This is a genomic window from Stenotrophomonas sp. GW821-FHT01H02A (assembly GCF_059422145.1).
Genome location: NZ_JBWKWI010000001.1, coordinates 38,004 through 59,476 on the forward strand (window position 1 = coordinate 38,004; position 21,473 = coordinate 59,476).

Genomic DNA, 21,473 nt, shown 5'->3' on the forward strand with positions numbered 1-21,473 from the left:
CACCTGCGCGCCTGCTCAGCCGTCGTGATCGCGGCGCGGGAATTTATAGATGACCGCGCCTACCGCGAAGGCGATGCCTGCCGCCGCGATGTTCTGCCAGCTCGCACTGGCGAACAAGGCCAGGCACAGCACCAGCGCGAGAATCGGAATCAGCGGGCCACCCGGCAGTTTCAGCGCGCCGGGACGATCGCGAAAACGTCTCGCCAGCACCAGTACCGCGGCGGCCGTGCCGATGTAGGCGAACAGGCGCGTGGTCATCGACAGCAGCGCCAGCTGCACGAACGAACCGGACAACGCCAGCGCCAGGGCGATCAGGCCCTGCGCGATGATCGCCGCCGCCGGTGTGCGGAAGCGCGGGTGCACCTGCGCCAGGATCTTCGGCCCGTAGCCATCGCGCGCCAACGCGAACAGGAAGCGCGGGCCCATCATCATCGTGTTGCTGTTGGTGCCCAGGATGGAGATCGTCGCGCCCACGGTGAGGATCAGGGCGAGGGTGAGCCCGCCGAAGCTGGCGGCGGCATCGGCCAGCGGCGTCGGCGAACTGGCCAGCCCGGCCAGCGTGCCCTGTGCGATGAACTGCACCGCGCCGTAGATCACGGTGACGGTGATGATCATGGTGATCAGCGCGAACGGAATATCACGGCGTGGGTTCTTGTACTCGCCGGCGGCGGCCGGGATGTTCTCGAAGCCGGCGTAGGCATACAGCAGCAGCAGCGCTGCTTCGCCCATGCGCTGCAGATCGTGCGGGTCCGGGCGTACGCCGGAGAAGGCCAGGTCGGTATCGACGTAGAACACGCCGATCGCCACGAACAGCACCAGCGGCAGCAGCTTGCCGATCACCAGGATCACCCCGGTGCGCGCGGCCGAGCGCACCCCGGCCACGTTCACCGCGGTGAGGAAGCCCAGCGACGCCACGATGATCGCGATGCGGCCGATATCATGCCCGGCCCACGGCCAGAACCGCGCGACCGCATCGGCGAGTGCATTGCTGAGCGCGGCCGCCGAGCTGATCCGGGTCAGCCAGATCATCCAGCCGATCTCGAACCCGGCAAACCGGCCGAACGCCTCGCGCGCATACAGATAGCTGCCGCCGGGCGCGTCGAAGTAGCTGGCGGCCTGCGCGTAGCAGAGCACCAGCAGGGCGACCACGATGCCGGCGGCGACCACGCCCCACAGGCTGAAGGGGCCGAGCAGGGCGACGGTGGCGGCCGGCAGCAGGTAGATGCCACTGCCGATCACATCGTTGATCGAGAGGCCGACGATCTGCCAACGGCTGACCGCGCGTTCGAGTTGCGGATCGGGCGGTGCGGTGCTCAATGCACGCTCCCGGCCAGCACGGGCAGCTGCCACTCGGCCTGCAGGCGCTGGTACTCCGCGCGCGGCAGCAGCACGAAGCGCGGCCGCGCGCTGTCGTTCAACCACGCCAACAGCGTGGTCATGTGCGCAGGCTCCATCGCGGTGCAGCCGGCGGTCGCCTCACCGGGCGTGCGCCACAGGTGGGCGAAGATGCAGCTGCCACGGCCGGGCGTCGCTTTCGGGTTGTGCTCGATGACGAAGCCCTCGCGGTAGCGCACATCCCCCTTGTTGTGCAGGTCCAGCCGCATCGGCTCGGTCGAGCCTTCCACTGCTTCAGCCCCGACCACCTCCGCGTCGACGATGCGGTTGTAGTACGGCGAATCCGGCACGTCCATGCAGTAGCTGCTGTCGCGCATCGGCTGGTAGGGCAGGCCGCTGGTAAGGCCGGGCGCATAGCCGAAGGCCGGCCCGATCGCGAAGATGCCGGCGGGGCTGCGGCCATCGCCTTCCTGCTTCTGCGGCGTCCCGGATTGCGGCGGGTGCAGCCCTTCGCCCCACGCGCTGCCACTGCGGCCCACGGCCACGTCGAAGGCGGCGCCCTGCGGCTGCCAGCCCTTCGCGGTGCGCTCGAAGGCCTGCAGCTTGCCGTGGGTGGCATCCCAGCCCTCGGTGGTGACCACGACCAGCTGGGTGCTGCCCTCCAGCGGGTCGGCGAACACGGGCGCGGTGACAACCAGCAACACGGCGGCAGTGACGGAACGGAACAGCGACATCATCGTGGCGGACTCCAGGATCAGCTGTCGATCAGGTGTTCGATCCGTTCCAGGTTCACCCCGAGCTGGCGGTGGCGGTCCGGGTTGGCATGGCACAGCAGGACGAAGACGAAATCCAGCAGCGCCTGCAGGGAAGAACGGTACAGCAGTTGCGCCACGTGCGGTGCCGGGTCATGCGCGCACAGCACCAGGCTGGCATCGGCATGGGCACGCAGCGGGTTGGCGCTGTGCCGGGTGATGGATACCACCTTGCCGCCCATGTCCTGGAACTGGCGCGACAGCTGGAACAGCTGCGGCAGCTTGCCGAACTCGGAGAACACCAGCATCGCGTCCCCGGGCCGCGCGGCCGAGAGGTTGGCCATCATCAGGATCGGATCGGCGTGGTGCACGGTGAGCATGCCGAGCAGCGACAGGCGCATGGCGAATTCGCGTGCGTACAGGCCGTCATCGCCCAGACCGTAGACGAATACCTTGGGCGCGCCGTCGATCAGCTGCACGATGGCCTCGATGTCGGCCTGCGGATTGGCCAGCCAGGTTTCCTCTTCGGCGGCGGCCTTGCTCGCACGCAGGCGCTCGGCGATCTGGGTGAAGCCGCCGGCGACCTCGGGCGTGGGCGGCCGGCTGTGCGGGTCGCTGCCGGCACGGGCGACGGCTTCGCCGATGGAGTACTTGAGGTCGGGATAGCCCTTGAAGCCCAGCTTCTGGCTGAACTTGACCACGCTGGACTGGCTGATGCCCAAGGCGCTGGCCAGCTGCTGGGAGGAGTAGTCGCGCAGGAGGTGGGCGTTGTCGAGGATGAAGTCGGCGATGCGGCGTTCGATCGCCGACATGTGGTCACGCTCGGAGCGGATTTTCACCAGAGGGGGCATGGGTGGGGCATCAGGTCCGGAAAGGAGAGAATACGCAACCTGCCGGGTGGAGCCGACCGTGGGTCGGCTGCGCAAGGCTGAATCGCGCAAAGAGCAGCCACCCATGGGGTGGCTCTACCGCAAGAGGGTGCAGACGGTCACCACCGACGCGGCGTGATCATTTCCAGCCCACGTACCTCGGTGATGCCCAGCCCGGGCGCATCGCTGATGGTGATCTCCGATTCGTTGAAGTTGACCCCGCCGGTGACCGGGTTGAACTGCCCCAGCGACGGCCCGTCCAGGTCCACCTTGGTGATCACATCGCTCTTGGCCACCGCCAGGTGCACGGCCGCCGCCACGCTGATGCTCGACTCGATCATGCAGCCGATCATGCACGGTACCCCGTAGATGGCGGCGATGTCGGCAATGCGGATCGCGTTGGACAGCCCGCCGGTCTTCATCAGCTTGATGTTGATGATGTCCGCGGCGCGTTGCTGGATCAGGTCGACCACCTGGCCGGGGTTGAACACGCTCTCATCGGCCATCACCGGCGTGTTGACCCGGTCAGTGACGTACTTCAGCCCGCTGATGTCGGCGGCCTTCACCGGCTGCTCCAGCAGTTCCAGCACGACACCCGCTTCTTCCAGTGTGCGCATCGCGTGCACCGCCTGCTTGGCGGTCCAGCCCTGGTTGGCGTCCAGGCGCAGCAGCGCACGGCCCTGCACGGCGGCGTGGATCGCCTTGACCCGCTCGATATCCAGGCCGATGTCCTTGCCGACCTTGATCTTCAACGACTCGAACCCGCGTTCGATCGCCGAGAGCGAGTCGGCCACCATCTTGTCGATGTAGTCCACGCTGATGGTGATGTCGGTGGTGATCACCGGGTCGCCACCGCCCAGCATCTGGTACAGCGGTGCTTTGTGCAGCTGCGCCCACAGGTCGTATACCGCGATCTCCACCGCGGCCTTGGCGCTGGTGTTGCGCTCCATCGAGCCATGGATGAGACCGCAGAGCCGGTTGAGGTTGGCCACGTCCTCGCCGATCAGGCGGGGTTTGATGAAGCCGTCGATGGCTTCGATGATCGAGCCATGGGTGTCGCCGGTGATCACCGCCGTGGCCGGCGCTTCACCGTAGCCGGTATGGCCGCTGTCGGTGCGGATCAGCACGACCACGTCTTCGACGGTATCCACGGTGCGCAGCGCGGTCTTGAACGGGGTCTTCAACGGCACGCGCAGCATGCCGAGTTCGATGTCGGTGATCTTCATTCAGGAGTCTGGGCTCGGAGGCGCTGGATGTTGGTGATGCGGTCGATGTAGCTCACGGTGTCGCTGGCCATCATCGGCTCCAGCGGAGTGACCGACACGCCGTTGAGGTGGGCCTGCACGCGGGTGCCGTCGGGGCCGGACCAGCTGCCGCCGGCGGTGTCATGGATTACCCAGGTGCGGCCATCCACATGGCCGATCGCCACCATGACGTGGCCGGGGATGTAGACCAGGTCGCCCACCTGCAGCTGATTCACCGCCGTGGTGCGGCGGGCCTTGCCGTCCTTGCCGGTGAAGGCGATGCGGTCCAGCGCCGGACTGACTGCCTGCGCGCTGGTGTTGCGCGGCATCAGCACGCCCACGCTGCGGTAGATCTCCGACACGAAGCCGCTGCAGTCGCGGGTGTCGTAGTCGTGGCCCCAGCCGTAGCGCTCACCGAGGAACTTGAAGGCCTGGGTAAGCAGGGTGCGCGGGGTCAGCGGCAGGTAGTCGGCCGCGCTGTCCTGTGAGCGCGGCAGCAGCGCCGGTACCAGCGCCAAGCGACCATCGTCATTGCGCACCGGCAGCTGCAGCACGTAACCGGCGTGTGCCTGCTGGCCGTTCACCGGCGTGCCCGGCGGCCAGTCGGCCAGCACCGGCAGGCGCACGCCCATGTCCAGCTGCAGGCGGGATACGCGGGGTTCTTCCGGCGTGTAGGCGGTGAAGGCGGTGGCGCCGGTGATCACCCGGTACGGCCCGTGCTGGCCGTAGCCGAGCACCGTGGCTGCATCGCCGATGCCGACAAAGCGCTTCTCGATCCACGCCGCATAGCGCTCGCTGGCGACGAACAGCCACTGGCCATCGGCGCTTTCATGCAGCACCGCCACCGCGTCGCCGGGGAACAGCGCCGATTCCTGGAAGCGGTCGATGTCGGTGTCGCCCTGGCTGGTGAATACCCGCAGCGACGTGGGGAAGGCGCGCAGTGCGGCGCGATGGGTGACCAGGCCGTACTGCAGCGCGCGCTGCGCCGGAATGGCGGCCAGCGCCAGGTTGTCCAGGCTGGCGGTGCGCTGTGCGGCAGCGATCAGCTGGCCATCCACGCCGTACAGCGTTTTCTCCGGCCATGTCGACAACGCCTGCACCGCGGCCAGTACCTGCGCACGCGGCAGCTGTGCGGGCAGCGCGCGCAGGTCGTGGATGGAGGCATCGTCGGCGCGCATGCGCGCGTTCTGCGCGTCGATCTGGGCCCGGTCCAGGATCAGCGCATCGGCGTGGGGCAGGCGCGCAGCCCAGTACTGCGGCGTGAGGTAGGCCTCATGCAGGCCCACGACATACGGCAGCGGCGCGCCCGGATCGGGCTGGCCGGGCGCGCTGCCATCGGCGGCCCACGCGGGCGCGCTGGTCACGGCCAGCAACAGCGCCAGCATGCGTTTCGCGGTGGCGGGCCAGAGGGCAGGGCGGAAACGGGTCATGGCGGCACTGTCCTCGGTGGGCGGGCAGGTAGGTGCGGCGCGGGTCATGCTCTGGATGGCTTCATGGGGCACGTCCTCCAGCGCCGGCGGGTGTCATGGAATACTTATTCCTTTCTAATTGGAATGCAAGAATAAATTATTGACCGACGTCACGGCCCGTGTTACACAGCCCTTACCACCCGCGCTGGGGAAGTGTCGCTGTGGATCGTGCCGTTCGCAAACCTGCTGTTCGCAAACCGCGAGTGCCTGTCGCCGCCAGCCTGCTGGTGGCGGCACTGCTGTCGGTGCCGTCGGCCCAGGCCGGTCGTGCCGCCACCGGCACGGTAGAGGACGCAGCCGAGCGCGCGCGCGTCGCCGATCTCATCGATGCCGGGTACTTCGCCCGCGCCGAGCAGCGCATCGCCACGCACGGCAGAACGCCGCCAGCAGCCTACGACGAACACACGCTGGCCTTCCAGCGCGAGCGCATGCGGCGGATCCGGCTGGACTTCAGCCTGGACACCGCCGCGGCCAAAGACGCCGTGCGGCGTTCGATTCCCGATCTGCGCGATGACGAATTCGAGCGCTGGGACCGGCAGGGGCTGCTGGAGCACTTGGACATCGACGGCACCCGGTTCTACTTCAAGCGTGCGCCATCGAACCTGTTCCGGCTGAGCGATGAGGCGCGTGCGCGCCGCCGTGCCGACGCGCCACTGCCCAGCGACGGTCCGTTCGAACACCTCACGCCGTACCACGCCAGGGTGGTGGAGGCGGCCACGGCATCGGGGGAATCGTCGGTGCTGCCGCAGCGGGTGGAGGTAACCCAGTCGCTCACGGTGAAGGCCGACGCGGTGCCCGCCGGCACCACGCTGCGCGCCTGGATTCCGTACCCGCGCGCCATCGCCGGCCAGCAGGAACAGATCCAGTGGCGCGGCAGCACGCCCGGTCAGGCGCGCATTGCGCCGGCCAGCGCGCTGCAACGCACTGCTTACCTCGAAGGCACCGCCGTGGCCGGGCAGCCCACCCGTTTTGAAATCCGCTACGCGCTCACCGTGCATGCCCGGCACACCCGCATCGACCCGGCCGTGGTGCGAGACACGCCCGCCGACCCGGCGCTGGCCCCGTACCTGGCCGAACAACCGCCGCACGTGCGCTTCACCCCGGCCCTGCGGCTGTTCTCCGACCAGGTGCTGCAGGGCGAAACCCGCCCCTACGAGGTAGCCCGCCGGCTGTTCGATGCGGTCGACCGCATTCCGTGGGCCGGTGCGCGCGAATACTCCACCCTGACCAACATCAGCGACTACGCGCTGCACGCCGGCCACGCCGACTGCGGCCAGCAGACGTTGCTGCTGGTCACCCTGCTGCGCATGAACGGCATTCCCGCGCGCTGGCAGTCGGGCATGGTCTACGCCGATGACGCGGTGGGCTACAACAATCTTCACGACTGGGGTGCGCTGTACTTGGCCCCGTATGGCTGGGTGCCGATGGATGTCACCACCGGGCGCCTGGACAGCCCGCAGCCGGCGCTGCGCGATTTCTACTTCGGTGGGCTCGATGCCTACCGCATCGCCTTCAACGATGCCTTCAGCCAGCCGCTGGTCCCGGCCAAGCGCTTCCCGCGCTCGGACACGGTGGATTCGCAGCGCGGCGAGGTCGAGTGGGACGGCGGCAACCTGTACTTCGATCAATGGAACTACGACTTCCAGTCGCACATCGTGCCACTGGCGGTGAAGCGGTAAACGGCACCACCCACGATTCCATATCTGCAGGAGAGAGCAGGGAATGAACACGAACAGGTTGAAGCGGGCGGCGCTGTGCGTCGCGTTGGGGGCGTGCCTTGGCAGCCTGGCACCGGCGGCGATGGCACAGGACGGGGCAGTGGTCGGCAAGCTGATCACCGATTCCGGGCAACGCCTGGAGAATGCCACGGTCACCGTACGCAACCCGTCCACGGGCTTCGTCCGCTCGGTGCGGGCCGACGCCAATGGCAGCTACCGCATCCCGCTGTTGCCGGTGGGAACCTATGAGCTGGAAGTAACGGTCGCCGGCGGCGCCCCTGCGAAGGTTGGCCAGATCAACGTCGGCCTCGGCAGTGCCACCACGGTGAACGTGCCGGTCAGCGGCGTCAATACGCTGGGCACGGTGCAGGTGCGCGCCCCCCAGGTGGTGTCGATGGTGGACGTGAAGTCAACCGAATCGGCCACCAACATCACCCGCGAGGAGCTCTCGCGCCTGCCGGTGGACCGTGACATCACCGCCGTGGCGCTGCTCGCGCCCGGTGCGGTCAAGGGCAAGGGGTCGCTGGGTCGGCAGGGAATTTCCTTCGGCGGCTCGTCGGTCGCCGAGAACACCGTCTACATCAATGGCCTGAACGTCACCGACTTCTACAACCGGGTCGGCTTCTCTTCGGTGCCGTTCGGCTTCTACCAGGAGTTCCAGGTCAAGACCGGCGGCTACTCGGTGGAGTTCGGGCGCAGCACCGGCGGCGTGATCAATGCGGTGACCCGTTCGGGCAGCAATGATTTCAAGGCCGGTGCCGAACTGGTGCTGGAGCCGCGCGCCTGGCAATCGCAGGCGCGCGACCGCTACGACCGCGACGGCAGCCGCTACATCACCGCCAGCCGCGATGATTATTCGCGCAGTGCCCTGAACGTGTTCGCGTCCGGCGCGCTGGTGCAGGACAAGCTGTTCTTCTTCGGCATGTACGAAGCACGCGACTACAAGCCCAACTCCACCAACGACGCCGGAACCGTGCTCAACCGAGGCACGGCCGACGATCCGTTCTGGGGCGGCAAGCTGGACTGGCAGATCACCGACAACCAGATGCTGTCGCTGTTCGGCTTCTCGGACAAGAGCGATACCGTCACCGACGTCTACACCTACGACTACGACACCGGGCTCGCGGTGGGTGACCGCACCAACCAGGTCTACAACACCGTAGGCGGCACGAACTGGTCCGGTACGTACAGCTGGCAGGTCAACAACGACCTCACCATGAAGCTGATGTACGGCGAGAACAAGCGCAACCGGTCGCAGAGCAGCCTCATGGACGAGAACTGCAACCGCGTGTTCGACAACCGCACCGCCAGCCAGGGGGTGCCCACCGAACTGCAGGGCGACCGCAGCTGCACCAGCAGCTCGCAGCTGGAATCCGCGCTGGACACCCGCAAGGCCGCGCGCGCCGACTTTGAATGGTCACTCGGCAACCATCTGCTGCGTTTCGGCCTGGACCGCGAAGAGAATACGTCCGACTACGAGCGTGCCTATCCCGGCCCCGGTGGGCTGCGCTACGACATCTACTACCGCACCCCGGGCAGCTCGCTCAACGGAGGCGTGGTTCCGGCCAGCGGACTGGTGGCACGCACCCGCCGCTACGAAGTGGCCGGTTCGTTCGAAACGATCAACTCGGCGTACTACATCGAAGACAACTGGCAGGTCACGCCGAACGTCCTGCTCAACATCGGCGCGCGCGTGGAAGGCTTCGACAACAAGGGCGGTGACGGCGACAGCTACATCAAGATCGACGACATGATCGCTCCGCGCCTGGGCTTCTCCTGGGACGTGCGTGGCGACGGCACCACCAAGGTGTTCGGCAATCTGGGCCGCTACTTCCTGCCCGTGGCCAACGTGATCAACATCAAGCAGGCCGGCGGCTTCCTCGATGAGCGCACCTGGTACGAGTTCCTGGGCTACAGCGGCGCCAGCAACAACGTGCCCAACCTCGGGGGCCAGATTGGACCGGTCGACAATTCGCAGGGCGACGGCAGCGTCCCCGATCTGCGCGCCGAGGTGAACCGCGATATGGATCCGGTCTACCAGGATGAAGCGATCCTCGGTTTCCAGCACATGCTCAGTGCATCGTGGTCGGTCGGTGCCAGCGTCACCTATCGCCGTCTCAACAACGCGATCGACGACATGAACATCACCGCCACCGGGCAGTGCGGGGCGATCGATGGCGTGTGGATCATGGGCAATCCCGGCCGCACCAACACCGTGTGGGGCGACAGCGATTGCGATGGCAGCAACGATGCCTGGATCGACATCGACACCTCGCGCGAGGGCTGGGCGCTGTATGACGACGATGGCAACTACGTGGGGCAGCGCGGTTGGGTCAAGCCCAAGCGTGACTACAAGGCGCTGGAACTGCAGGTCGACCGGGCCTGGGACGGCGTCTGGGGCTTCAACGCTTCCTATACGCTCGCCTACGGTCGCGGCAACGCCGAGGGGCCGGTCAACTCCGATACCGACTTCGCCGACTCGGGGCGCACCGAGAACTTCGACAACCCGTGGGTGAACTACCGCGGCTACGGCTATCTGGCCAATGATCGCCGGCATCAGTTCAAGTTCCGTGGCAGCTACGCAGTGACCGAGAACCTGACCGTCGCGGCGACGCTGGGCATCCAGTCGGGCAGCCCGATCACCCGCTTCGGCGCCGGCAACCCGTTCGACGACACCGACTTCCACAGCTATTACGTCTGCGTTTCGAACTGCCAGGCATCGGTGCCCTCGGAGCGGGTGTTCGTGCACTCTCCGCGTGGCGGTGATGGTCGTACCCCGTGGACGTACGATCTGGACATGAGCGTGGCGTACAAGATCCCGGTCCCGCTGGATATCAATGTGAAGCTGGCCGTCTACAACGTGCTCAACCAGCAGCGGATCGTCTCGGTGGACCAGGACTATGAGCCGCAGGACAGCATCGGCACGCCGAACCCGCTGTACGGGTATGGCACCGGCTTCCAGTCGCCCCGCTATGCACAGCTGACGGTGACCTGGAACTATTGATGGCATGACGGCCATGAAACAGTGGGCGTGGACAGCGGTGCTGGCAGGGCTCGGGATGGCGGCCAGCACCGCTGCGGCGACGCCGCCACCGTTCGACCGGATGTTCGAGCAGACCCGGGCGCAGGCAGCGCTCCCGGGTCTGGCGATGGCCGTGGTGGAGGATGGACGGGTCGTGTACGAACGCACCGCCGGCGAACGGATCACCGGGAGCGGGCAAACCATCGATCCGGACACGTTGTTCAAGATCGCCTCAAACAGCAAGGCGATGACCGCCGCGCTGCTCGCCCGGCTGGTCGACCGCGGTCTCCTGCGCTGGGACGACCCGGTCATCAAGTACCTGCCCCGGTTCCGCATGCACGACCCGTGGGTGACGCAGCAGATGCAGGTGCGTGATCTGCTGATCCACAACAGCGGCCTGGGCCTGGGCGCGGGCGATCTGATGCTGTGGCCCGAGCCGAACCGCTTCACGCGTGAGGACATCATCGCCGGGCTGGCCCATCTCAAGCCGGTCACCAGCTTCCGCAGTGGCTATGCCTACGACAACCTGATGTATGTAGTCGCGGGTGAGGTCGCTGCTGCCGCCGGCGGCAAGCCCTACGATCAACTGCTGCGCGAGGAGGTCTTCCTGCCGCTGGGCATGGACCGCTGCCAGGCCGGGGCATGGTCGGTCACCGCGGTCGGCAATGTCGCCCAGCCGCACCTGCGGGAAGATGGCCGCAACGTGCTGCGCGGTGCCGATGGTGACATCAGTGCCGATCTGACCTCGATGGCCGCCGGCGGCATCCGCTGCAGCCTGCGCGACATGACCCGCTGGATGCAGGTGCTGCTCGATCCGGCGCTGGTGCCCGGCTGGCTGGGCACGGTGCAGCGCCGCGCGCTGTGGACCGCGCACATGCCGATGCCGCTGGCGGAGCGGCAGCGGCGCTGGGACAACGCACACGTCGCCGCCTACGGCTATGGCTGGCGCCTGTCGGACCTGGATGGGCAGTGGAAGGTGGCCCACACCGGCACGCTGTCCGGCATGTATTCCTCGCTGGCGATGTTGCCGGACCGCAAGGTCGGCGTGGTGATCCTGATCAACAGCGACGCCGAAGACGCACGCACCGCGCTGATGCAGGCGGCGTTGAAGCACTACACCGCGCCGGATGACGGTGCCGATGTGGAGCACTATCTGAACCTGCTCGCGCAGGAGCGCGCCGAGCGCCGTGAGGCCGGGCAGGTGCGCCCGGATACCCGCGCGCGTCGTCCGGCCCCGCTTCGCACGACGGCGGCCGCGCAGGGCCGCTACCGCGACCCGTGGCTGGGCGAGGCCCTGCTCTGCCCGCAGCAGGGGACGCTGCGCTTCAGCGTGGCGAAGTCGCCGAGGCTGCGTGGCCAGGTCATGCAGCTCGGGGAGCGCTGGCTGGTGCAGTGGGATACCCTCGGGGCCGATGCCGAGCCGTGGTTGCAGCTGCAGCCCGGTGCGCCGCCCACGTTGACCTTGGCCGCGATCGATCCGGAGATCGACTTCAGTTATGACTACCAGGACCTGCACTTCACCCGCATCGGCGATTGTCCGTAGCACGCTGCTGCTGGCGACCCTGGTCGGCAGTGCCCATTCGGCACCGGCGGTCACGGTCTCGCCGGCGCGCGATGTGGCCGAGGCCGGGCTGGTCGATATACGCACACTGGCACCGGCGATCGAGCAGGACATCCGCTACGCCGGCGTGGACAACTTCACCGGCCGGCGCGTGCCCGGCTATGACGCGCCCAAGTGCTATCTGCTCGCCCCGGCAGCCACCGCGCTGGCGCAGGTGGAGGCGGACCTGCGCGCCGAGGGGTTCGCGCTGCGCCTCTACGACTGCTACCGACCGGCCCACGCGGTGAAGGCCTTCGTCGCCTGGGCGCATGACCCGCAGGAGCAGTCGCGCAAGGCCCTCCAATACCCGGACATCGACAAGCCGGCCCTGCTCGGGGGCTACATCGCCGAGACCTCCGGCCACAGCCGGGCCGCCACCGTCGACCTGACCCTGCTCGATTGCCGCACGGGTCCCTGCACGCCGATGGACATGGGCACCGACTTCGACTTCTTCGGTCCGCGTGCACACACCGATGCGCCGGAGGTCAGTGAGATGCAGCGCCGCCACCGCCAGCAGCTGCGCCAGGCCATGGCACGGCGTGGCTTCGCCAACTACCCGATGGAGTGGTGGCATTTCACCCTGCAGCCCGAGCCGGCGCCGACCACCGCCTACGACGTGCCGGTCCGTTGAGGCGCACCGCTACACTGTGCGCTCACCGCCTGATCGGACCACGATGAACCTGCCGCTGCACTTTGGATTGCTGGGAACGCTGGAGGCGGGGCTGATCGCACTGCTGGTCGGGCTGCTGGTGTACGCGCTGTGGCATCGGCTGTGCCGATGGGCGGGCTGGACCGCTGGGCACGCGATCGGCTGGGCCTGCGTGATCGCGGTCGTTGCGTCGGCCGGCATCGATGCGTGGAACCTGTTCTACATGGGCATGATGCGGCTGGAGTCGCCGCTATATGCGCGATTGTTCCTGGCCAGCATCCACGATCCGAACGAACTGGGCTCGCGCGTCGTACTTGAAGTGGCCGGCGCAATCGGCGGTGTTGCACTGGGGTGGCTGTTGTTCAGTTCCCGCTCAGCCGAAAAAAACAGCAACAGCGCGTGAGATTGCGTTCGCATCCGGTTAAATCCGATGCCGTTGAATGACTGTATTACCCACTGCTCACCTGCGCCTAACCACTGCGGTAATGCACGCGTTCGGGCAGGTGGTTAAGACCGCGTGCGCAGCGCGATCAAGGGGCAATATCGATTCACAAACGGGGTGGCAGTGTGGGGCCGTGCGGAAACAACAGGCCGCGCAACAACTACCCAAGGAGACCACCCCAATGACTACTCGCATCCGCAAGCCCCTGATCGCCCTGATCGTCGCCGCAGGCAGTGTGCTGGCCATTCCGGCGATGGCCCAGTCGGCGCAGCACAGTGCCGCGCAGGCCCAGAATCAGGCCGCCCAGGCACAGCAGGCGGCGGCGCAGGCCGGTGACGCAGCCGATACCGCTGCCAATGCCGCAGCCCAGGCCTCCGCGCAGGCCAACGGGGGCGGTGGCCAGACCTGGGCCAGCGTCGATACCGACGGCAACGGCACCATCAGCAAGGCCGAGGCACAGGTGAACGCGGGCCTTGCCCAGGTCTTCGACCAGGCCGACACCAACAAGGACGGCGAGCTCTCGCCGGATGAGTACAAGGCGTACGTGGCCGCCCAGCAGGGCAAGGCCGCCGATACGGGCGCCCAGCAGAGCAAGTAAGGACCGGGGACACCGGTAGCGCAGTGAGGGGGAAAGGGCGGCTTCGGCCGCCCTTTCTTTTTGGACCGGCGGTTGGGTCGGCTTGGCCGCTGTTGGTATCCTTGCCCGATGATGACTTCCCTGCCCACGCCGCAAGGCGCTATCGGCCTGGTTGGTTTTGACGGTGATGACACGCTGTGGAAGAGCGAGGATTACTACCGCAAGGCCGAGCAGGATTACCTGGACATCCTGTCGCGCTATGTCGACGTGCACGACACCCGGACCGCGCGCCACCTGCTGGAAGTGCAGCAGCGCAACCTCGGCGTGTTCGGCTACGGCGTGAAGGGCATGACCCTGTCGATGGTGGAAGCGGCCATCGAGATCACCAACCAGACCATCAGCGCCCGTGACCTGCAGCAGATGCTCGACATCGGGCATGACACCCTGCGCCACCCGGTCGAGCTGATCGATGGGGTGCGTGAGTCGGTCACCGAGATCGCCCGCGACTACCCGGTCGTACTGATCACCAAGGGCGACCTGTTCCACCAGGAAGCCAAGATCAAGCTGGCCAACCTGCGCGACCTGTTCCCGCGTATCGAGATCGTCTCCGAGAAAGACCCGGAAACCTACGCCCGCGTGCTGGAGGAGTTCGATCTGCCGATCGAGCGCTTCGTGATGGTCGGCAATTCGCTGCGCTCGGACATCGAGCCGGTGATCACTCTCGGCGGCTGGGGCATCCACACCCCGTACGCGGTGACCTGGGCGCACGAGACCCAGCACGGCGTCGCCGACGACGAGCCGCGCATGGTCGATGCACCGACCGCCTTCGAGTGGCCGCAGGCGTTGCGCACCATCGAAGCCAAGGCGGCGCAGGCCGGATGATGCGCGCCGGGCTGCTCGCACTGCTGCTGATGCTGCCCTGGGCGGCGGCGGCCGAGCAGACCCCGGAGAAGTCCGCTGCCTACGTGGTGGACACCGGAGATGCCTGGGTGGACACCCAGCTCCAGGACATCAACCACTACGCCGAGCGGTATCCGGACAGCTTCCTGGACGAGGTCTCGCGCTATGCGGGGGTCTCGCGCGGCTACATCGCCGCGCTGATGCACACCCACGACTGGCAGGCCGGCGACATCTATTTCGCCTGTTTCTGGGCGCACGTGATCGAACGTTCCTGCCGCGACACCGTGCAGCAATGGTCGCGCACCGTGCCGGACGAGGGCGAGGCCAAGCGCTGGGAAGCGGTGGTCGCCGAGCTCCCGGTCAAGCCGACCAACCTGCACTGGCGCGCCCTGCGCCATGCCATCGTCGCCAGCCACGACCACTGGGACCGCCCGGTGAAGCTTGACGCCACGCTGCAGCGCCAGCTTGGCAACCGCGAGCAGCGCCAGCGTGCGGCGAGCAGTCCCACGCCGCCCGCGCGCTGAGTTGCCGCGCATGCACCCACCGGGCAGCTCTACCCGGCGGTCCCTTTGTTGCTGTGCAGATCGCGGTAACCCCCCAGCTCGGCGACAATGCAGCGCTTGCTGCACCTTCCCCCGTGATCCGTTGCCGAGTACGTAATGAGCGCCGACTGTTTCGTTTCACCCGACGATATCCGCAGCCTGTTCGCCCAGGCGATGTCCACCATGTACCGCACCGAGGTGCCGCTGTACGGCACGCTGGTGGACCTGGTGGCCGAGATCAACGACGCCGTGCTGACCGCCAATCCGGCGCTGGCCGAGCAGCTGGACCGCACCGACGAACGCGCCCGGCTCGACCAGGAACGCCACGGCGCGATCCGGGTCGGCACCGCCGAAGAGCTGGCCACGCTGGGCCGCCTGTTCGCGCTGATGGGCATGTACCCGGTGGGCTACTACGATCTTTCGGTGGCCGGCGTGCCGGTGCATTCCACCGCATTCCGTCCGCGCACCGCGCAGGCGCTGGCGCGCAATCCGTTCCGGGTGTTCACCTCGCTGCTGCGGCTGGAGCTGATCGAGAACGCCGCGCTGCGCGAGCAGTCGGCCGCCATCCTCGCCCAGCGCCGGATCTTCACCGATACCGCGCTGGCCCTGATCGAGCAGGCCGAGCGCGACGGCGGGCTCGATGAAGCCGATGCGCGTCGCTTCGTCATCGAGGCGCTGGAGACCTTCCGCTGGCATGGCGATGCCACCGTCTCGCTGGCTACCTATCACGCGTTGCATGACGCGCACCGGCTGATCGCCGACGTGGTCAGCTTCCGCGGCCCGCACATCAACCACCTCACCCCGCGCACGCTGGATATCGACGCCGCCCAGGCCGGCATGCTCGCACGCGGCATCGACGCCAAGGCCGTGATCGAGGGCCCGCCACCACGCCGCTGCCCGATCCTGCTGCGCCAGACCAGCTTCAAGGCGCTGCAGGAAACCGTCAATTTCCCCTCGGGGGACGCCGGCGATGCCGGTACGCATACCGCGCGTTTTGGCGAGATCGAACAGCGTGGCCTCGCGCTGACGCCGAAGGGCCGCGCGCTGTATGACCAGTTGCTTGCACAGGCGCGTGACAGCGGCGGTGCCGGGAGCACCGGCCAGGATTACCCGACCCGCCTGGCGGCGGCATTCAGCGCCTTCCCGGATGACCACGACACCCTGCGCCGCGAAGGCCTGGGCTACTACCGGTACGCCCTGACCGAGGCTGCCCGCGCCACCCCGGCCGCCGTCGGCGAGCTGCCGACCGAAGCGCTGATCGCTGCCGGCCTGGCCAGTGCCGACCCGATCGTCTACGAGGATTTCCTGCCGGTCAGCGCCGCGGGCATCTTCCAGTCCAACCTGGGCGGCGACGAACAGCGCGCCTACGCCGCACATGCCAACCGCGATGCCTTCGAGCAGGCGCTGGGCATGAAGGTGGAGGACGAGTTCGCGATCTACGCGCGGCTGCAGGCCGAGTCGCTGGCGAGCCTGCGGGGCGCCTGACGGAAGGTGCCGGCCAGCGGCCGGCACTACCCGGAAAGAGAAAGAGAACGTCCCGGTCCGCACACGACCCGGAAACAGAACGCCCCGGCAGGTACCGACCGTTGGTCGGTACCTTGCACCATCACGCCTTCATCGTGCCGGTATCCAGCCAACGCTGGTGCCACGACAGCGCTTCGGGCAGCAGATGCGGGGTGTGCTTGCCGTAACTCTCGCGGCTGGCGCGGTCGAAGTAATCGTTCAATTGGTCGCGGAAATCCGGGTGCGCGCAGTTGTCGATCACCACCCGTGCCCGCTTGCGCGGCGTCAACCCGCGCAGATCGGCCAGGCCCTGTTCGGTGACGATCACCGAGACATCGTGCTCGGTGTGATCCACGTGGCTGACCATCGGCACGATCGCCGAGATGCTGCCGTTCTTCGCCGTCGAGGGGCTCAGGAACGCGGACAGGAACCCGTTGCGCGCGAAGTCGCCCGAGCCGCCGATGCCGTTCATGATCCGGCTGCCCATCACGTGGGTCGAGTTGACGTTGCCGTACAGGTCGGCCTCGATCATCCCGTTCATGCCGATGCAGCCCAGGCGGCGCACCAGCTCCGGGTGGTTCGAGATCTCCTGCGTGCGCATGATGATGCGCTCGCGGTAGAAATCGATGTGCTCCTTGAAGGTCTCGTTCGCCTGCGGGCTCAACGCGAAACCCGTGCACGAGGCGTAGCTCAGCACGCCATCGCGCAGCAGGTCGAGCATGCCGTCCTGGATCACCTCGGTGAACGCGCTCAGGTCGCGGAAGCCACTCCTGGCCAGCCCGGCCAGCACCGCGTTCGGGATGTTGCCCACGCCGCTCTGCAGCGGCAGCAGGTTGGCCGGCAGGCGGCCCTTGGCCACCTCGTGCTTGAGGAACTCGATCAGGTACTGCGCGATCTGCTCACTGGTGGTGTCGATCGGGCTGAACGGGCTGTTGCGGTCCGGGCCGTTGGTGCGTACCACCGCCACGATCTTGTCCGGGTCGCAGCGCAGCGCGGTCTCACCGATGCGGTCGTTGGCATGTACCAGCGGGATCGGCTTGCGGTGCGGCGGCAGCGCGGTGCCGTAGTAGATGTCATGCATGCCATCCACGCCGGCCGGCTGCCAGTCGTTGACCTCGACGATCACCTTCTTGGCCAGGTCCAGCCAGGTCTTGTTGTTGCCGACCGAGGTGGAGGGCACCAATGAGCCATCTTCGCGGATCGCCGAGACCTCGATCACCGCCGTGTCGATCTCGCCGTAAAAACCGAACCACACGTGCTGGGCGACATGGCTGAGGTGGATGTCGATGTAATCCAGCTTGCCCTCGTTGATGCGGTTGCGCGCATCCGGGTCGCTCTGGAACGGCATGCGCATCGCGATGCCATCGGCCTTGGCCAGCGCGCCATCCAGCTCCGGCGCGGTCGAGGCGCCGGTCATCAGGCTGATCTGGAAGGGCAGGCCCTGCGCGTGCACGGCCTCGATGCGCTGCGCCAGCGCCACCGGTACCGCCTTGGGGTAGCCTGAACCGGTAAAGCCGCTCATGGCGACGGTTTCACCCGGCTGGATCAGGGCGGCGGCAGCCTCGGCGGAGACAACGCGGTCACGCAGACGCGCGTTTGCAATGCGATCGACAGACATGACGACAACGTTTTTGGGGGGATCCCCATTATCGGCGATCCATGCAACGGCAGGGGTTCTACCTTGGTGGGATGGCGTTTTCACATCGCCGCCTCCCTGTTCAGGTTTTAGACCTACTTCTGTACCCGCAAGTATTGTTTTGCAGTGCAGCGTGCAAGTTCTCCGCCGACCCTAGAAGATCGACCTGCATCCCGACGTGGGGGAGGGAGCAGAGCCCGCTGGCAGTTCGCTGCAAGCGGGCTTTTTTATTCCCGCTGTTCGGGAACGGCGCGCCGCTCCGCTTGATGCTTGGCCGTGTGCCCGTCGATTCCCGCGTTACCGGGAGGGCGTCTGGCCGGGGACCACCACGCCGCGATGCCACATAATCCCCCCATGCCGATTTCCGACCTCGCCGCGCCCGCGCGCGTCCCCGACGCCCTTGTTCCCCTGGTTGATCGCGCCCTGGCGCGCCTGGCCCTGTCGCTGACCGATGCCGGCCACTGGCCACCGCCGGCCCCTGTACTCGACACCCTGCGCGCGCTGGCCGTCACCAGCGATTTCGCCATCGACACGCTGTGCCGCCAGCCGGCGCTGTTGTCGCAGCTCACCCAGGACGGCTGCCCGGCGCTGCCGCTGCCCGAACTGGATCCGCTGCAGCCCAGCGAATGGCCACAGCGCCTGCGTCGCTACCGTACTGCCGCCTCCAGCCGGTTGATCTGGCGCGACCTGACCGGGCTGGACGACGTCCCCGCCACGCTGGCCGGCGCGACCCGCCTCGCCGAGGAGTGCCTGCAGCTGGCGCTGTCCGCCCTTGAACAGGAATTCACCGGCCGCCACGGCGTGGTGCGTGCCGCCGATGGCAGCGCGCAACGACTGGTGGTGTTCGGCCTGGGCAAGCTCGGTGGCGGCGAACTCAATTTCAGCTCCGACGTGGATCTGGTCTACGCCTACCCGCAGGGCGGCGAATCCGATGGCGCGCGCCCGCTCGCCGCCGAGGAATACTTCGCACGCCTCGGCCAACGCCTCGCGCGGCTGCTGGATGACACCACCGTGGATGGCTTCAGCCACCGCGTCGACCTGCGCCTGCGCCCGTTCGGCAACGCCGGCCGCGTCGCGCTGTCGTTCGCTGGCATGGACCAGTACTTCCAGCGCGAAGGCCGCGACTGGGAGCGCTATGCCTGGCTGAAGGCGCGTGCCGTGGCCGGTGATGTCTCCGCCGGCGAAGCCTGGCTGCAGACACTGCGTCCGTTCGTCTACCGCCGCTATCTGGATTTCACCGCGCTCGATGGCCTGCGCGAAATGAAGGCCGCGATCACCGCGGAGGTTTCGCGACGCGAGATGCACGACGACATCAAGCGCGGCCCCGGCGGCATTCGCGAAATCGAATTCCTCGCACAGGCACTGCAGCTGATCCGTGGCGGTCGCGAAGCGCCGCTGCGCGAGCGTCGCCTGCTGCACGCGCTGCCGGCACTGGTCGCCTCCGGCCAGATGGCCGAACAGGACGGCGCCGACCTGCTGCATGCCTACGGTTTCCTGCGTCGTCTGGAGAACCGGCTGCAGATGCTGCGTGACGCACAGACCCACGCGCTGCCCACCGACGCGACCGACCGCCTGCGCATCGCCAGCGGCCTGGGCTATGAGGACTGGGAGGCGCTGGTCGCCGCGCTCGATGTGCAGCGCGAGCGGGTCAGCACCGAGTTCGCCGCGCTGCTCGCGCCACGCCGTGGCCAGGCCGCGCCGGATGCACTGGCCAGCTACTGGCGTGGCCTGCCCGACAACGGCAGCGCCGAGGTGCTGGCCGAGGCCGGCTTCTTCGATGCCGGCAGTGCCGATCAATCGCTGCGCGACTTCGCGCAGAGCTCCGGGGTGAAGTCGTTGTCGGATGCTGCGCGTGCGCGCCTGGACCGCGTACTGCCGGCATTGCTGCACGCCGCCACCCGTTCGCCACAGCCGGATGCCGCGCTCAAGCGCGTGCTCGGCCTGCTGCAGGCGATCCTGCGCCGTACCAGCTATCTGGCCCTGCTCGACGAACAACCCAGTGCTCTGGCGCGCCTGGTCGATGTGCTTGCCCGCAGCGCCCTGCTCGCCGAGCGGCTGGCGGCCTATCCTCTGCTGCTCGACGAACTGCTGGACGTGCGCGTTTCCGGGCCGATGCCGGATGCGGCAGGCATGCAGGCCGAGTGCGATATCGCGCTGACCCTCGATGATCCCGAAGCCGCGCTGCGCCTGCTCAACGAGACACGGTTGGCGCTGAGCTTCCGCATGGCGATGGCCACGCTGGATGGCCGTCAGCGAGCGGTCGACACCACCCGGCAACTGGCCGAGCTTGCCCAGGCCGTCGTGGTCACCGTGCTCGCGCTGGTGCAGGCCGACATGCAGCGCCAGCACGGCGGTATTTCCGGGGGACGCTTCGCGATCATCGGTTACGGCAGCCTGGGGGGACTGGAGCTGGGCTTCGGCTCGGACCTGGATCTGGTCTTCCTGCACGACCACCCGGCCGGACAGGACAGCAGCGACGGCCCGCGTCCGCTCGATCCCGGCCGTTGGTACGCGCGCCTGGCGCAGAAGGTGATGGCGATGCTCGGTGCGGTCACCGCCGCCGGCCGCCTGTACGACATCGACGTGCGCCTGCGCCCGGACGGTGGCAAGGGTGCGCTGGTCTCCTCATTGGCCAGCTACACCGAATACCAGCGCGAACGCGCCTGGACCTGGGAGCACCAGGCCCTGGTGCGTGCCCGCGCGATCGCTGGCGATCCCTCGCTGCTGGCCGATTTCGAACGGGTGCGCGCGGCGACCCTCGCACGCCCGCGCGACAACGCGGTGCTTTACGCCGACGTGCTGAAGATGCGTGCGCGCATGCGCGCCGAACTGGACCGCAGCGACGCGGCGCGGCTCGACCTCAAGCAGGGCCCGGGCGGCATCGTGGATCTGGAGTTCCTGCTGCAGACCGGCGTGCTCGACAGCGCCGGGTCGCATCCGCAGGTGGTGGAACCACGTGATACCCCCAGCCTGATCGATGCGCTGGCCGACATCGCGTGGCTGCCCGGCGGGACACGCGATGGCCTGCACCAGGCGCATGCCGCGCTGTTGGATGTCGGCCTGGCCTGCACGCTGGATCGCCGCCCGCGCCTGGCCCCACCCACGGCGGCGCTGGAAGCCGCGCGCGCGATGATCATCGCGGCGAGCGATGCAGCGGGGTTGCCCTTCCAGCTGCCGATCGACGCCGCGGGTTGACGCCCGGCTAGCCGGCACAA

16 protein-coding genes are annotated in these 21,473 nt (G+C 67.7%); 10 read left to right on the forward strand and 6 right to left on the reverse strand.

Going from position 1 to position 21,473, the window contains the following annotated elements; all coding sequences use genetic code 11:
- Positions 1–15: 15 nt before the first annotated feature.
- The 5 genes from AC07WC_RS00190 to AC07WC_RS00210 form a co-directional block, all read right to left on the reverse strand.
- Complete coding sequence (locus AC07WC_RS00190) at positions 16–1,317, reverse strand: APC family permease (RefSeq protein WP_495208263.1); 1,302 nt, start codon at positions 1,315–1,317, stop codon at positions 16–18.
- Positions 1,314–2,072 (reverse strand): L,D-transpeptidase family protein, encoded by a 759-nt coding sequence (locus tag AC07WC_RS00195; RefSeq protein WP_495208264.1) that lies wholly within the window; start codon positions 2,070–2,072, stop codon positions 1,314–1,316. Before AC07WC_RS00195 ends, AC07WC_RS00190 begins: the two co-directional genes overlap by 4 nt.
- Positions 2,073–2,089: 17 nt before the next feature.
- Complete coding sequence (locus tag AC07WC_RS00200) at positions 2,090–2,938, reverse strand: MurR/RpiR family transcriptional regulator (RefSeq protein WP_495208265.1); 849 nt, start codon at positions 2,936–2,938, stop codon at positions 2,090–2,092.
- 137 nt (positions 2,939–3,075) lie between these two features.
- Positions 3,076–4,182, reverse strand: coding sequence for a dipeptide epimerase (locus tag AC07WC_RS00205; RefSeq protein ID WP_495208266.1), 1,107 nt, complete (start codon positions 4,180–4,182; stop codon positions 3,076–3,078).
- The gene (locus AC07WC_RS00210) at positions 4,179–5,585 is read right to left on the reverse strand and encodes a C40 family peptidase (protein ID WP_495208749.1); all 1,407 of its coding nucleotides are present in this window, start codon (positions 5,583–5,585) and stop codon (positions 4,179–4,181) included. Before AC07WC_RS00210 ends, AC07WC_RS00205 begins: the two co-directional genes overlap by 4 nt.
- Positions 5,586–5,872: 287 nt before the next feature.
- On the opposite strand from AC07WC_RS00210, the gene AC07WC_RS00215 reads away from it, so the two are divergent.
- From AC07WC_RS00215 to hglS, 9 genes are all read left to right on the forward strand, one after another.
- Positions 5,873–7,348, forward strand: coding sequence for a transglutaminase-like domain-containing protein (locus tag AC07WC_RS00215; protein ID WP_495208267.1), 1,476 nt, complete (start codon positions 5,873–5,875; stop codon positions 7,346–7,348).
- A gap of 43 nt (positions 7,349–7,391) precedes the next feature.
- The gene (locus tag AC07WC_RS00220) at positions 7,392–10,391 is read left to right on the forward strand and encodes a TonB-dependent receptor (RefSeq protein ID WP_495208268.1); all 3,000 of its coding nucleotides are present in this window, start codon (positions 7,392–7,394) and stop codon (positions 10,389–10,391) included.
- Between the two features lie 4 nt (positions 10,392–10,395).
- Positions 10,396–11,952 (forward strand): serine hydrolase domain-containing protein, encoded by a 1,557-nt coding sequence (locus AC07WC_RS00225; RefSeq protein ID WP_495208269.1) that lies wholly within the window; start codon positions 10,396–10,398, stop codon positions 11,950–11,952.
- Positions 11,906–12,640 carry a M15 family metallopeptidase gene (locus AC07WC_RS00230; protein WP_495208270.1) on the forward strand — a complete coding sequence of 245 codons (735 nt, stop codon included), beginning with the start codon at positions 11,906–11,908 and terminating at the stop codon, positions 12,638–12,640. The genes AC07WC_RS00225 and AC07WC_RS00230 overlap by 47 nt, the downstream gene beginning before the upstream one ends.
- A gap of 43 nt (positions 12,641–12,683) precedes the next feature.
- Entirely contained in the window at positions 12,684–13,061 is a 378-nt protein-coding gene (locus AC07WC_RS00235) for a hypothetical protein (RefSeq protein WP_495208271.1), read from the forward strand.
- A 220-nt stretch (positions 13,062–13,281) separates the two neighbouring features.
- The gene (locus AC07WC_RS00240; RefSeq protein ID WP_399618913.1) at positions 13,282–13,698 is read left to right on the forward strand and encodes an EF-hand domain-containing protein; all 417 of its coding nucleotides are present in this window, start codon (positions 13,282–13,284) and stop codon (positions 13,696–13,698) included.
- Positions 13,699–13,806: 108 nt separating this feature from the next.
- Positions 13,807–14,559: an HAD family hydrolase gene (locus AC07WC_RS00245; RefSeq protein ID WP_495208272.1), complete on the forward strand. Its 753-nt coding sequence runs from the start codon at positions 13,807–13,809 to the stop codon at positions 14,557–14,559.
- Complete coding sequence (locus AC07WC_RS00250) at positions 14,556–15,101, forward strand: hypothetical protein (protein ID WP_495208273.1); 546 nt, start codon at positions 14,556–14,558, stop codon at positions 15,099–15,101. Before AC07WC_RS00245 ends, AC07WC_RS00250 begins: the two co-directional genes overlap by 4 nt.
- Positions 15,102–15,236: 135 nt before the next feature.
- Positions 15,237–16,604: a 2-oxoadipate dioxygenase/decarboxylase HglS gene (gene hglS / locus AC07WC_RS00255; protein WP_495208274.1), complete on the forward strand. Its 1,368-nt coding sequence runs from the start codon at positions 15,237–15,239 to the stop codon at positions 16,602–16,604.
- Between the two features lie 121 nt (positions 16,605–16,725).
- Here hglS and scpC read toward each other — a convergent pair whose 3' ends face one another.
- The gene (gene scpC, locus AC07WC_RS00260; protein ID WP_495208275.1) at positions 16,726–18,240 is read right to left on the reverse strand and encodes a succinyl-CoA:acetate CoA-transferase ScpC; all 1,515 of its coding nucleotides are present in this window, start codon (positions 18,238–18,240) and stop codon (positions 16,726–16,728) included.
- Between the two features lie 372 nt (positions 18,241–18,612).
- On the opposite strand from scpC, the gene glnE reads away from it, so the two are divergent.
- A complete protein-coding gene (gene glnE / locus AC07WC_RS00265; RefSeq protein ID WP_495208276.1) occupies positions 18,613–21,453 on the forward strand; it encodes a bifunctional [glutamate--ammonia ligase]-adenylyl-L-tyrosine phosphorylase/[glutamate--ammonia-ligase] adenylyltransferase in 2,841 nt (946 codons plus the stop codon).
- Positions 21,454–21,473: the final 20 nt, after the last annotated feature.